The sequence below is a fragment of the Streptomyces sp. MJM8645 genome (assembly GCF_001625365.1).
Classification (GTDB): Bacteria; Actinomycetota; Actinomycetes; order Streptomycetales; family Streptomycetaceae; genus Kitasatospora.
This window is the reverse complement of the sequence record NZ_LJJF01000001.1, coordinates 2,088,375-2,100,598: the sequence shown is the minus strand read 5'-3', so window position 1 is coordinate 2,100,598 and position 12,224 is coordinate 2,088,375. Positions and strand designations below refer to the sequence as shown.

Below are 12,224 nucleotides of genomic sequence, written 5' to 3'. Positions count from 1 at the left end.
GTGCAGGGCTGCGGTGCTCCCCGCATGGTAGTCCGCATGGTGGGATCACGCGCCGCCCGGTGTCAGCCGAGCAACGCCAGGGCGAACAGCGAAGCGGTCGCGGCGGTTTCCGCCATCGCGCCGAGCACGTCCCCGGTGATTCCGCCGAACCGCCGTACGCAGCGCCGGAGCAGCAGCTTGGCGCAGCCGACGCCGAGCACAACGGCCGTGGGGAGACGAAGGGTTGACGATCCGTCAAACAGTCCGAGGGCGGCCAGGGCGAGCGCCGCGGCGGCCGTCCCCGCGACCGCTCCGGCGGGTGCCACGGTGCCCGCCACCATCGCGCCCAGGCCGCCCGGCCGGGCGGCCGGCACCGACCGCAGGCAGCCCCAGGCGAGCGCGCACCGCGCGGTCACCGCCGACGCCAGCACCGCGAGCGCGCCGCGTGTGGTCGACTCGGCGAACTGTCCGGCCAGCGCGGCGATCTGGGCCAGCAGCACGAGAAGGAGGGTCAGGACGCCGAACGGGCCGATGTCGGACTGCTTCATGATGCGCAGCGCGTCCTCGGCCGGCTTCCCGCTGCCCAGGCCGTCGGCCACGTCCGCCAGACCGTCCAGGTGCAGCCCCCGGGTGAGCGCGGCCAGCACCCCCACCGCCGCCACCGCCCCGAGCAGCCCGCCGGCCCGCCAGGCCACCAGTGACCCCGCCCCGGCGGCCGCCGCGCCGAGCACCAGCCCCACCACGGGGGCCGCGGTCATCGCCCGCGCGGCCGCGGCCCGGTCCCACCGCTCCACCCGCACCCGCAGCACGGACAGCGTCCCGAACCCGAACCGGAGCCCCTCGGCCCAACTGGCGCCCTGCACGACGTGTTTCCCTCCGAACGGAAGCGCCCCGTCCGATGTGCCGGACGGGGCGCCCATGATCCTGGTGCCACAGGTTGCCGCGGGTTGCTACAGCCGCCGCAGCAGGTCCGCCGCCGAGGGCAGCTTCGGCTGCTCCTTCGGTGCCGACGGCACGAACGGCCGCGGGGCCTCGTCCGCGAGCGCGTCGCCCGCGGCCTGGAGCAGCGGCAGGGCCAGCAGCGCGCCGAGGCCCTCGCCCATGGTGATCCCCTGGTCCTGCAGCGGCGTCAGGGTGAGCCGGTCGTAGGCCTTGGCCTGGGCGGGCTCGCCGCTGGACTGCCCGGCCCGCCACCACTCCGGCGCCCGGAAGGCGATCCGCTGTGCGACCAGCGCGCAGGCCGCCGAGACGACGCCGTCCAGCACCACCGGGAGCCGTCGCACCGCGGCCTGGAGCAGGAAGCCGGTGATCGCCGCGAAGTCGGCCCCGCCGGTGGCGCCGAGCAGCGCCAGCTGGTCGCCGAGGACGGGCCGGGCCCGCCGCAGGGAGTCGCGGATGGTGGCGCACTTGACCATCCAGACCCGGTCGTCGACGCCCGAGCCGCGCCCGGTGACGGCGGCCGCGTCCGTTCCGCACAGTGCGCCGACCAGGACGGCGGCGACGGTGGTGGCGCCGACGCCGAGGTCGCCGAGCAGCACCAGGTCGGTGCCGGCGTCGGCCTCCTCGTCGGCGACGGCCATGCCGGCCCGGAAGGCCCGCGCGGTCTCCTCGGGGGTGAGCGCGTCCTCGACGTCGATCCGGCCGGAGCCGCGCCGGATCCGGTGGGTGACCACGTCGTCCGGGAAGTCGGCGGGGTCGGCGTCCACCGCGACGTCGACGACCCGCACCTCGGCGCCGTAGCGCCGGGCCAGCCGGGTGACCGGCGCGGTGCCGTCCAGGACGGCGCGCACCCGCGCGGCGGTGCCGCCCTTGGCGGGCAGCCGGGACACCCCGAGCGCGGCCACGCCGTGGTCGGCGGCGAACAGCAGCACCTTGGGGGCCGACACCGGCCGCACGGGGGATCGCCCCTGTACGGACGACAGCCAGCTGCCCAGCTCCTCCAGCTTGCCGAGCCCGCCGCGCGGCCGGCCGGCCTCCTGCCAGCGTTCCTCGGCGGCCCGTCGGGCGCTCTCGTCGGGGCGCTCGACGAGCGAGGAGAACGTATCGAGATCCACGGTCGTGTCCATCGTCCGGAAGGCTACACGCCGCAGATGTTCAGGCGGCGGCTGGCTTGACGGTCAGAACCTGCCCGGCCACGACCAGCAGCACACGCTCGGAGGCGTCCGCCACGGCCATGTTCAGCCGGCCCAGGGTGTCGCGGAAGCGCCGGCCTGCGGCGGTCGCCGGGACGACGCCCATCCCGACCTCGTTGCTGACCGCGACGGCCGTGCGCCCGGTGGCCGCCCAGGTCCGCGCCAGGGCCTCGCAGCGCCGCTGGACGGCGGCCTCCCCACCCGCCGCCCAGACCGCGTCGTCCCAGGCGCCGCACTCGTCCATCACGGTGGTCAGCCACAGTGCCAGGCAGTCGACCAGCACCGGCGCCGGGTCGGTCCGGTCGGCCAGCACGGCCTCCAGGTCGCAGGTCTCGGCGGTGCGCCAGCTCGCCGGCCGCCGCTCGCGGTGCAGCGCGACCCGCTGGGCCCACTCGGCGTCGCCGTCCCGGGTGCCGCCGGTGGCCACGTACAGGACGTCCGGGTGGTCGGCGAGCAGCTGCTCGGCCCGGGTGGACTTGCCGGAGCGGGCGCCGCCGAGCAGCAGCGTGCGGGGGAGCGGGTGGTGGATCGCCATGCCGCCCATCCTGCCCGACCGGGCATCCGGAGCGTCCGGCCAGGCATACGGAAGATCGGGCCGGGCAGGCTAAGGTGCGCAGCACGCAGGCAGCGTCGTCGGTGGGAGGAGCCGGGCATGGTCTGGACGTGGCGGTACGAGAAGTCGGACGGCACCGCGGTGGTGCCGGAGGGCGCGCAGGAGGAGTTCGCGGGCCAGGGGGACGCCGAGACCTGGATCGGGGAGTCCTGGAAGCAGCTCGCCGAGGACGGCATCGACACGGCGGTCCTGCTGGACGACGACCGGGTGATCTACTCGATGAGCCTGCACGAGGCGTAACCGCCGTCGCGGGGCCGCTACTTGGCCCCGACCACGTGCAGCAGCGCGGCGACCTGCCGGTACGGGTCGGTGCGGCCGGCCCGGTCCTCGGCCTCCAGCAGCTGGGCCAGCTGCCGCCCGTCCACCGGCGGGGCCGCGTCGTCGGGCGCGTTGTCGGTGAAGACCCGTACGCCGTACCAGTGCTTCAGCGGCACCGACACCTCGGAGAGGGTGACGGTGAGGTCGGCGAGGCGGTCGGCGCGGGCGGCCAGCCCGAGCCGGTTGTAGTACCGGTCGCTCTCGAAGGCGTGCAGGGCGGCCCGCCAGTCCCCGGCGGCGGCGGGCCGCAGGGCGAGCGCGTCGCGGTTGCGGACCAGCAGCGAGAGCAGCCCGCCCGGGGCCAGCAGCCGGGCCAGCGAGGCGATCATCGGGTCGGGGGCGGGCAGGTACATCAGGACGCCGTGGCAGAGCACCACGTCGAAGCTGCGCGGGCCGAACCAGCGCCCGCACTGGTGGGCGTCGCCGCTGAGCAGTTGCAGCCGGCCGGCGACCTCCGGCGGTTCCTCGGCGAGCGCCCCCTGGGCGACGCCGAGCGCGACCGGGTCGGAGTCGATGCCGGTGACGTAGTGGCCGGCCCGGGCCAGGCGCAGCGCCTGGGTGCCCTGGCCGCAGCCGATGTCGAGGACGCGCTGCGCGGTGCGGCCGGCCAGTTGCTCGGCGAGCTGCCGGGAGACCAGCTCCTGGCGGACGAAGTTGCGCAGTCCGCCGAGCCGGTCCAGCCAGGCGCCGGTACCGCCGGCGAAGGAGCCGCTGCGCGAGGGCAGCCGGCGCTCCTGGCCGATCCGGTCGTGGCCGCCGTCCCCCTGCCCCGGCAACGCGTACAGGCCGGGCCCCTCCCAGGAAGGCGGGGCCCAGCCGGAGTCCACCGGTTCGGCGGTCAGGGCTTCTCCCCGCGCCGCACCTGCGGCTTGGGCAGTCGCAGCCGGCGCATCTGCAGGATGCGCATCAGGCCGTAGGCGACCGCGCCGCGGGTGTTCTGGCCGGCGAAGCGCTCGGCGAACTGCTTGCGCAGACCGAAGCCGAGGCGGACGAAGTCCAGGATCACCAGCACGAAGAACAGCAGGAACAGCAGCGTGGACAGCAGCTGGATGGCGGGCACCTTGATGATGCTCAGCACCAGGATGACCACGGCGGCGGGCAGGAAGAACTCGGCGAGCGACCAGCGGGCGTCCACGTAGTCGCGGGCGAACTTGCGCACCGGGCCCTTGTCGCGGGCCGGCAGGTGGCGCTCGTCGCCCTCCATCAGCGCGGTGCGCTGCTTCTCGCGCTCGGAGCGCATCCGCTCGCGGGCCTGGCGGGCGGCCTCCTTGCGGTCCTTGGGCACCGTCACCCGGGTACGCCGGTTGGCCTCGGCCTCACTGCGCTTGGGCGTTGGCCGGCCCTTCTTGGCCTGGGGGTGGCGGGTCTCGTCCGGCTTCTCCAGCACGGTGGCGGAGGCGGCTGCATCATCTGAACGGCGTCGGAACACACCACCAGCGTACGGGGTGCCGGGCGGCTTCTCGGGGTCCCCTCGGACCCAAACGCGTATCGATCCGCGAGGTCGGCCGCCCGCCGGGGTTTCCCGGCCCCTTCCCGTAGGGGATCAATCGGATGGACTATGGAGGGGATGAGAGGCGGATCCACCCGGGGGAGGAGGAACTCCGCTGGTCGCTGTAGCAGTCTTGTAGCAGGCAGGTGCACTGCGGCGACGGGCTCGCTGCACATACACTCGTCGTGTCTGGTATCGAGATAGAGACCGCAGGCCGGAGAAGGGGGCACCCGAGGCCCATGAGCGACGGAATCATGAAGCGTATGGGGTTGATCTTCCGCTCCAAGGCGAACAAGGCCTTGGATCGGGCGGAGGATCCCCGAGAGACGCTCGACTACTCCTACCAGAAGCAGCTCGAACTGCTGCAGAAGGTACGGCGTGGCGTCGCGGACGTCGCGACCTCGCGCAAGCGCCTGGAACTCCAGCTGACCCAGCTCCAGCAGCAGTCGGCGAAGTACGAGGACCAGGGCCGCAAGGCGCTGTCCCTGGGCCGTGAGGACCTCGCGCGCGAGGCGCTGACCCGCCGGGCCAACATGCAGTCCCAGATCACCGACCTGGAGACGCAGTACCAGGCCCTCCAGGGCGAGGAGGAGAAGCTCACGCTCGCCTCCCAGCGGCTGCAGGCCAAGGTGGACGCCTTCCGCACCAAGAAGGAGACCATCAAGGCCACGTACACCGCTGCTCAGGCGCAGACCCGCATCGCCGAGTCCTTCTCCGGGATCTCGGAGGAGATGGGCGACGTCGGCCTGGCCATTCAGCGGGCCGAGGACAAGACGGCCCAGATGCAGGCCCGGGCCGGTGCGATCGACGAGCTGCTGGCGTCCGGTGCGCTCGATGACGCGAGCGGTCTCGGCCGCAAGGACGACATCGAGGCCGAGCTGGAGCGAGTGGCCGGCGGCACCGACGTCGAGCTGGAGCTGGCCCGGATGAAGGCCGAGCTGGGGGGCCCGTCCTCCGGTCCGGCCGCGATCGAGCAGGGCAAGCCGCAGCAGCCGCAGGCCCACCCCCAGCAGGACACCCCGCGCATCAACTACAACAAGTGATCTGAGCTCCATCCCACGAACCAGGGAGACGCACGGCATGATCATGAGGGTCATGGGTGAGGGGCAGTACGAGGTGGGCGATGACCACCTGAACCTGCTCAACGAGCTCGACTCCGAGCTCGTCACCGCAGTGGAGTCGGGGGACGAGGAGCACTTCCGTCGCGCCTACGGCAAGCTGCTGGACGCGGTGAAGCAGTTCGGCACCCCGGTGCCGCTGGATTCACTGGCGCCGTCCGAGCTGATCCTGCCGAGCGCCGAGGCGACGATCGACGAGGTCCGCGAGCTGTTGATGGCCGACGGCGAGGGTGTGATCCCGGGCTACCCCGAGTAGCCGCCGCGGCCGGTGCCAGACGAAAGGGCGGGTCCCCTCCGGTGGGAGGGGACCCGCCCTTCGTCGTGTTCCGGCGGCCGGGTCGGGCCGGGCCGGCTACGGCAGGGCCAGCATCCGGTCCAGCGCCGCCTTGGCGTACTTCTCGGTCTCCGGGTCGACGGTGATCACGTTCGGCACCCGGCCCTCGACCAGCGACTCCAGCGCCCAGACGAGGTGCGGCAGGTCGATCCGGTTCATGGTGGAGCAGAAGCAGACCGTCCGGTCCAGGAAGACGATCTCCTTGTCCGGGTGGGCCTTGGCCAGGCGGCGGACCAGGTTCAGCTCGGTGCCGATGGCCCACTTGGAGCCGGGCTCGGCGGCGTCCAGCGCCTTGATGATGTACTCGGTCGAGCCCACCATGTCGGCGGCCGAGACGACCTCGTGCTTGCACTCGGGGTGCACCAGCACGGTGACGCCGGGGATCCGCGCGCGCACGTCGTTCACCGAGTCCACGCTGAACCGGCCGTGCACCGAGCAGTGGCCGCGCCACAGGATCATCTTGGCGTCCCGCAGCTGCTCGGCGGTCAGGCCGCCGTTCGGCTTGTGCGGGTTGTACAGGACGCAGTCGTCCAGCGAGAGGCCCAGATCGCGCACCGCGGTGTTGCGGCCGAGGTGCTGGTCGGGCAGGAACAGCACCTTCTGGCCCTGCTCGAAGGCCCACTCCAGGGCGCGCTCGGCGTTGGAGGAGGTGCAGATGGTGCCGCCGTGCTTGCCGGTGAAGGCCTTGATGTCGGCGGAGGAGTTCATGTACGAGACCGGGACGGTGACGTCGGCTATGCCGGCGTCGGTCAGCACGTCCCAGCACTCGGCGACCTGCTCGGCGGTGGCCATGTCGGCCATCGAACAGCCGGCCGCGAGGTCCGGGAGGACGACCTGCTGGGCGTCACCGGTCAGGATGTCGGCGGACTCGGCCATGAAGTGCACGCCGCAGAAGACGATGTACTCGGCCTCCGGGCGGGCCGCGGCGTCGCGCGCGAGCTTGAAGGAGTCACCGGTGACGTCGGCGAACTCGATCACCTCGTCGCGCTGGTAGTGGTGTCCGAGGATGAAGACCCGGTCACCGAGCGCGGCCTTGGCGGCGCGGGCGCGCTCGACGAGGTTCGGGTCGGAGGCCGGGGGGAGGTCGCCGGGGCACTCGACGCCGCGCTCGCTGTTCGGGTCGGCCTCGCGGCCGAGCAGCAGCAGAGCGAGCGGCGTCGGAGTGGGGTCGACGCCGTGGGTCTCGGTGATGGTGGTGGTCACGGGCGGGTGCCCTTCTGTGCGGCCGATCAAGCCTGAAGCCTTTTCGTCTATCTGACGCTATCTATGATAACCGGTTAGCGTCAGAGTGACGATGGCCATCCTGTCGATGTGACGAGAACCGCTCGCCGAATCGGACCCCCGGCGGAGCCGGATGACCGTTTTGGGGTGGTCCTCGCGTGGCCGAATCGATATCCGGCCGGGCCCGGGTATGGCTGAGGCCATGAAGGCAATCGCGATCAACCGCTACGGCGGCCCCGAAGTCGTCGAGTACACCGACCTGCCCGACCCCAAGGTCGGCCCGGACTCGGTCCTGGTGCAGATGCGGGCGGCCGGGGTGAACCCGGTGGACTGGAAGATCCGGGACGGCGCCCTGGACGGCCTGCTGGACGTGCACTTCCCGCTCGTCATGGGCTGGGACCTGGCCGGCGTGGTCCGCGCCGTCGGCGGCGGCGTCACCGAGTTCGCGCCCGGCGACGAGGTCTACGGCTACGTCCGCAAGGACACCGTCGAGCACGGCACCTACGCCGAACTCGTCTCCGCCCCGGTCCGCACCCTCGCCCGCAAGCCGGCCGCACTGGACTGGGCCCAGGCCGGCGGCCTGCCGCTGGCCGGGCTCACCGCGCTGCAGAGCCTCAAGGCGCTGCGGCTGCGGGCGGGGGAGACCCTGCTGGTGCACGCCGCGGCCGGCGGGGTCGGGCACCTGGCCGTGCAGATCGCCCGGGCCCTCGGCGCCCGGGTGATCGGCACCGCGGGCGAGCGCAACCACGACTACCTGCGCGGCCTCGGCGCCGAGCCGGTGCTCTACGGCGAGGGCCTGGCCGACCGGGTCCGGGCGCTCGCCCCGGGCGGGGTCGACGCGGCCCTCGACCTGGTCGGCCACGGCGCCGTCCCGCTCTCGGCGAGCCTGGTGGCGGACCAGAGCCGGATCGCCTCGATCACCGACTTCGGGGTGAAGGCCCTCGGCGGCCACTACGTCTGGGTCCGCCCGGACGCCGCGGACCTCGCCGAACTGGCCGCGCTGGCCGACGACGGCCGGCTGACCGTCACCGTCGCCTCCACCTTCCCGCTCGCCCAGGCGGCCTCCGCCCAGGCGCTCAGCGCCGAGGGCCGCACCCGGGGCAAGATCGTCCTGCTGGCCGACTGACGGCGGACCGGCTGCCGACCGGCGGCGGACCACCGGCCGTCATCTGCGAGCGGTGAACTCGCTCCTGACATCCGCCAGAATGGTTGGCGAACCGTTTCGGCAGCCGCCCCTACCGCCCTCCGTCCGAGGGCCGCCGCCCGAGGCCGCAACCGACCCGTACGACCCGTGGAGCCCCGCACCGATGACCAGCAGCCGAGCGCACGAGGTGGTCGGGGCCGACCTGGACGAGACCGACCGGCTCCTGCTCGCCCGGCTCGGCCGCGACGGCCGCGCCTCGTACGCCGAGATCGGCCTCCAGGTCAACCTCTCGGCCACCGCCGTGCGCCGCCGGATCGACCGGCTGCGGGCGCGCGGCGTGGTGCGGGGCTTCACCGTGGTGCTCGACCCGTCGGTGCTCGGCTGGCAGACCGAGGCCTTCGTCGAGGTTTATTGTCGCGAGCGGACCGCCCCCGAGGAGATCCTCGCCAGCCTGCGCCAGTTCCCCGAGGTGATCGCCGCCTGGACGGTCACCGGCGACCCGGACGCCCTGGTCCACCTGCGCGCCGCCGACATGCGCCACCTGGAGGCCGTCATCGAGCGCATCCGCCGCGAGCCCGGCGTCCAGCGCAGCCGCTCCTCGGTCGTCCTCTCCCAGCTCATCGGTTGAGGCTCCCCCGTCCGGCCCCCTCCGGCCGGTGCGCAGGAATCCTGCGCGGACCGACCCGAAGACGCCCGAAAGCTGCCTGACCAGCCGGGTTCCGACGCGCGGCGAACCCCTCCCGCTGCCTACGCTGATCACGTCCGGTCCACGCGGTGAACCGCCCCGCCGACCGGGCATCCCCCGACACCCCACAGCCGAGAGGGACAGCCGTGTCCGCAGCCCCCGACCGCATGCACCGGCCCGACAACGAACTGGTCGACCTGGTTTTCGACTACATGCGGGACCGGCTGCAGTACGACCCCGTCCCGCTCGACCACCCCGGTGACGGCGAGCACCTGCGCGCCCAGTTGGCCGGTCTGCTGAACGCGGACGGCAACGCCCCCGCCGACGTGCTCAAGCTCTACGACCACGAGCTGTCCCGCGCGGTGATCTCCGCCGACAGCCCGCGCTACCTGTCGTTCATCCCGTGCGCCCCGACCAAGGCCGCGCTGCTCTTCGACATGGTGGTCTCCTGCGCGTCCCTGCAAGGCATCTCCTGGCTGGAGGCGGCCGGCGCGATCGCCGCCGAGAACCAGGTGCTGCGCCTGATCGCCGACCGCGCCGGCCTGCCCGCCTCGGCCGGCGGCACCTTCGTCTCCGGCGGCTCCGCGGGCAACCTCTCCGCCCTCGTCGTCGCCCGCGACACCGCCCGCCGCAAGCTGGGCGTCGGGCCGGAGGCGCGGCTGCGGATCGCCGTCGCCGACCAGGTCCACTCCTCGGTCAAGAACACCTTCAACATCATCGGCGTCGAGGCCTTCAAGGTCCCCACCGTGAACCGCCGGTTCACCGGCGAGGCGCTGCGCGCCGCGCTGGCCGCCGACCCGAACCCGGAGACCGTCATCGCGGTCGTGGGCACGGCCGGGACGACCAACGAGGGCATCGTCGACGACCTCAAGGGCCTGGCCGAGGTCGCCCGCGAGCGGGACCTGTGGTTCCACGTCGACGGCGCCTACGGCGGCGCGGGCCTGTTCGCCCCCTCGGTGCGCGAGCGCTACAACGGCATCGAGCACGCCGACTCCTTCGTCGTCGACCCGCACAAGTGGCTGTTCGCCCCCTTCGACTGCGCCGCGCTGATCTACCGCAACCCGCAGCTCGCCCGGGCCGTGCACACCCAGGACGCCTCCTACCTCGACGTCCTGCACACCGAGGGCGACGAGTGGAACCCCACCGACTACGCCTACCACCTCACCCGGCGCGCCCGCGGCCTGCCGCTGTGGTTCTCCCTCGCCGTCCACGGCACCCAGGCCTACACCGACGCCATCGAGGCCGGCCTCACGCTCGCCCGGGACACCGCCCAGCTCATCCGCGACACCGACCACCTGGAGCTGCTGTTCGACCCGCAGCTCTCGGCCGTCTGCTTCAAGCGCAAGGGCTGGACCAACGAGGACTACTACCGCTGGTCGCAGCAGCTGCTCGCGGACCAGATCGGCTTCGTCACCCCCACCGGCTGGGACGGCGAGACGGTCGCCCGCTTCGCCTTCCTGCACCCGGGCACGACGATGGACATGGTCCGGGAGATCCTGGACACCATGGCCTGATCGGCCCCCGGTGACCCGTGGCCCCCGTCGGAGCAGGCAGCCGGCGGGGGCCACGTCGTCCCGTCGTCCGATCGTCCCGTCGTCCCGTCGTCCCGTTGTTCACAGGAAGGCGCCGCTCGGCAGGTACGGCGCCGGCGGCCGCATCCCGCGCAGCCCGACGAAGCCCCGGCTCTGCGGGGTCAGCCCCACCTCCAGGCCGACGTCCAGCGCCCACTCCTGCTCGGCGGTCAGGAACTCCACCCGCGCCTCGACCCCGTCCGGCACCCGGGCCAGCGCCTCGCGCAGCAGCCGGGCGGCGATCCGCTTGGTGGTGGCCGCCAGCAGCTTCACCTCGCCGCCGTCCCGGTAGCAGTAGCCGCTGCCGGCCAGCGCGTCGGCGATCAGCAGTTCCTCGAAGTGGCCCAGCATCAGCTCGTGGTCCGGGCCGTGCGCGGACCCGCGCAGCCGCCGGTCCACCGAGTCCAGCAGGTGCCGGTGGACGGCGCCGCCCCGGTGCACCGGGATGTCCCCCGGGTCGAGCAGCCCGGCCCGGTCCACCCGCCCAGTCAGCCGCATCGCCGGGTGCAGGGTGAACCCGGCCAGCCGGTAGCGGCGGACCGCCGCCGGGGACGCCGACGCGCAGACCATCCCGCGCAGGCAGCCCCGCGAGTGCGCCGCCGCCCGTTCCAGCAGCAGCCGCCCGACGCCCTTGCCCTGCGCCTGCGGCCGGACCGCGAACAGGGACGGCGCCCACAGGCCCTCCCGGCGCATCGACAGCACCGCGCCGACCGGCTCCCCGCCGCTCTCCGCCAGCCAGCAGCCCGCCGGATCGGTGCGCGCCAGATGTCTCGTCCGGGCCAGCTGCAGCGGGGTCGGCACGGCCGCCGGACCGGGCAGGGCCGGATCGGCGAACGCGGCGAGGGAGAGCTCCTGGACGGCCTCCGCGTCGGCGGCGGTGTCCCTGACCTGGCGCAGGATCATGGCCACCATCCTGGCGTCCGCCGGCCCGGCTCGGGGCCGGTTCCCCGGATTCCGCGGCTCGGGCGGTGACCCGCCCTCCCGGGTTGTGCGAGCATGGGGAGCGTAGGGGACACGGGTGGCACACCCGGCCCACGGAAATTCCGCCACCAGCAAGCCGACGAAGACAATCGCCGTTCGGGAAATGAATCCGGACGGCCGTTGGTTGGCACTGTGGGCAAACCGTCGTCAAAGACCGGGAGAAAGCAGATGACCGTCCAGGACGAGACCACCGTCGAGAGTGGCATCCTCCTTACCGATGCCGCCGCGGCCAAGGTCAAGGGCCTGCTGGAGCAGGAGGGCCGCGACGACCTCGCACTTCGCGTCGCCGTCCAGCCCGGTGGCTGCTCCGGCCTGCGTTACCAGCTGTTCTTCGACGAGCGCTCGCTCGACGGCGACGTGCTCAAGGACTTCGACGGTGTCAAGGTCGTCACCGACCGGATGAGCGCCCCGTACCTGGGCGGCGCCACCGTCGACTTCGTCGACACCATCGAGAAGCAGGGCTTCACGATCGACAACCCGAACGCCACCGGCTCCTGCGCCTGCGGCGACTCGTTCAGCTAGGCCTAAGCAGCACCGCTCGACGCTCGTTCGAGCCGCGGTACGGAGGCGGCCCCGGGGATCATCCCCGGGGCCGCCTCCGCGTTCCACACCGTTGTCGCGGCTACTGGGTCGTCGCGG

General features: G+C 73.2%; 13 protein-coding genes and 1 pseudogene. 7 read left to right on the top strand and 7 right to left on the bottom strand.

The annotated features are described in order from the left end of the window. Window positions 1–62: 62 nt before the first annotated feature. From A6F73_RS08995 to cobU, 3 genes and pseudogenes are all read right to left on the bottom strand, one after another. Window positions 63–842, bottom strand: coding sequence for an adenosylcobinamide-GDP ribazoletransferase (locus A6F73_RS08995; RefSeq protein WP_063347306.1), 780 nt, complete (start codon window positions 840–842; stop codon window positions 63–65). Between the two features lie 87 nt (window positions 843–929). Then, window positions 930–2,045: a nicotinate-nucleotide--dimethylbenzimidazole phosphoribosyltransferase gene (locus A6F73_RS08990; protein WP_063347305.1), complete on the bottom strand. Its 1,116-nt coding sequence runs from the start codon at window positions 2,043–2,045 to the stop codon at window positions 930–932. Window positions 2,046–2,073: 28 nt separating this feature from the next. Then, window positions 2,074–2,628, bottom strand: a pseudogene (gene cobU / locus A6F73_RS08985) (bifunctional adenosylcobinamide kinase/adenosylcobinamide-phosphate guanylyltransferase); the annotation flags it as partial. A 135-nt stretch (window positions 2,629–2,763) separates the two neighbouring features. On the opposite strand from cobU, the gene A6F73_RS08980 reads away from it, so the two are divergent. Beyond that, entirely contained in the window at window positions 2,764–2,964 is a 201-nt protein-coding gene (locus A6F73_RS08980) for a hypothetical protein (RefSeq protein WP_063347303.1), read from the top strand. A gap of 17 nt (window positions 2,965–2,981) precedes the next feature. Here A6F73_RS08980 and A6F73_RS08975 read toward each other — a convergent pair whose 3' ends face one another. After that, entirely contained in the window at window positions 2,982–3,722 is a 741-nt protein-coding gene (locus A6F73_RS08975) for a class I SAM-dependent methyltransferase (protein ID WP_107453016.1), read from the bottom strand. A 158-nt stretch (window positions 3,723–3,880) separates the two neighbouring features. After that, complete coding sequence (locus tag A6F73_RS08970; RefSeq protein ID WP_063347302.1) at window positions 3,881–4,471, bottom strand: DUF3043 domain-containing protein; 591 nt, start codon at window positions 4,469–4,471, stop codon at window positions 3,881–3,883. 299 nt (window positions 4,472–4,770) lie between these two features. Here A6F73_RS08970 and A6F73_RS08965 point away from each other — a divergent pair, with 299 nt between their 5' ends. Together A6F73_RS08965 and A6F73_RS08960 are read left to right on the top strand one after the other, a co-directional pair. Beyond that, window positions 4,771–5,574, top strand: coding sequence for a PspA/IM30 family protein (locus A6F73_RS08965; protein WP_079135541.1), 804 nt, complete (start codon window positions 4,771–4,773; stop codon window positions 5,572–5,574). A 37-nt stretch (window positions 5,575–5,611) separates the two neighbouring features. Further along, entirely contained in the window at window positions 5,612–5,905 is a 294-nt protein-coding gene (locus A6F73_RS08960) for a hypothetical protein (RefSeq protein WP_063347300.1), read from the top strand. 96 nt (window positions 5,906–6,001) lie between these two features. Here the strand turns inward: A6F73_RS08960 and nadA are convergent, their stop codons facing one another. Next, a complete protein-coding gene (gene nadA, locus A6F73_RS08955) occupies window positions 6,002–7,174 on the bottom strand; it encodes a quinolinate synthase NadA (protein WP_063351058.1) in 1,173 nt (390 codons plus the stop codon). Between the two features lie 232 nt (window positions 7,175–7,406). Between nadA and A6F73_RS08950 the strand changes: the two genes are divergently transcribed. The 3 genes from A6F73_RS08950 to A6F73_RS08940 all read left to right on the top strand — a co-directional run bounded on the left by A6F73_RS08950 (window position 7,407) and on the right by A6F73_RS08940 (window position 10,547). After that, window positions 7,407–8,330: an NADP-dependent oxidoreductase gene (locus tag A6F73_RS08950; protein ID WP_063347299.1), complete on the top strand. Its 924-nt coding sequence runs from the start codon at window positions 7,407–7,409 to the stop codon at window positions 8,328–8,330. Window positions 8,331–8,511: 181 nt separating this feature from the next. Then, a complete protein-coding gene (locus tag A6F73_RS08945) occupies window positions 8,512–8,976 on the top strand; it encodes an Lrp/AsnC family transcriptional regulator (RefSeq protein WP_063347298.1) in 465 nt (154 codons plus the stop codon). 203 nt (window positions 8,977–9,179) lie between these two features. Beyond that, entirely contained in the window at window positions 9,180–10,547 is a 1,368-nt protein-coding gene (locus A6F73_RS08940; protein WP_244293334.1) for a pyridoxal-dependent decarboxylase, read from the top strand. Between the two features lie 99 nt (window positions 10,548–10,646). Here A6F73_RS08940 and A6F73_RS08935 read toward each other — a convergent pair whose 3' ends face one another. Continuing rightward, window positions 10,647–11,507, bottom strand: a complete 861-nt coding sequence (locus A6F73_RS08935; RefSeq protein WP_063347296.1) for a GNAT family N-acetyltransferase — start codon at window positions 11,505–11,507, stop codon at window positions 10,647–10,649. A gap of 246 nt (window positions 11,508–11,753) precedes the next feature. On the opposite strand from A6F73_RS08935, the gene erpA reads away from it, so the two are divergent. Continuing rightward, window positions 11,754–12,107: an iron-sulfur cluster insertion protein ErpA gene (gene erpA, locus A6F73_RS08930; protein ID WP_030391519.1), complete on the top strand. Its 354-nt coding sequence runs from the start codon at window positions 11,754–11,756 to the stop codon at window positions 12,105–12,107. The last annotated feature ends 117 nt before the right edge of the window (window positions 12,108–12,224 follow it).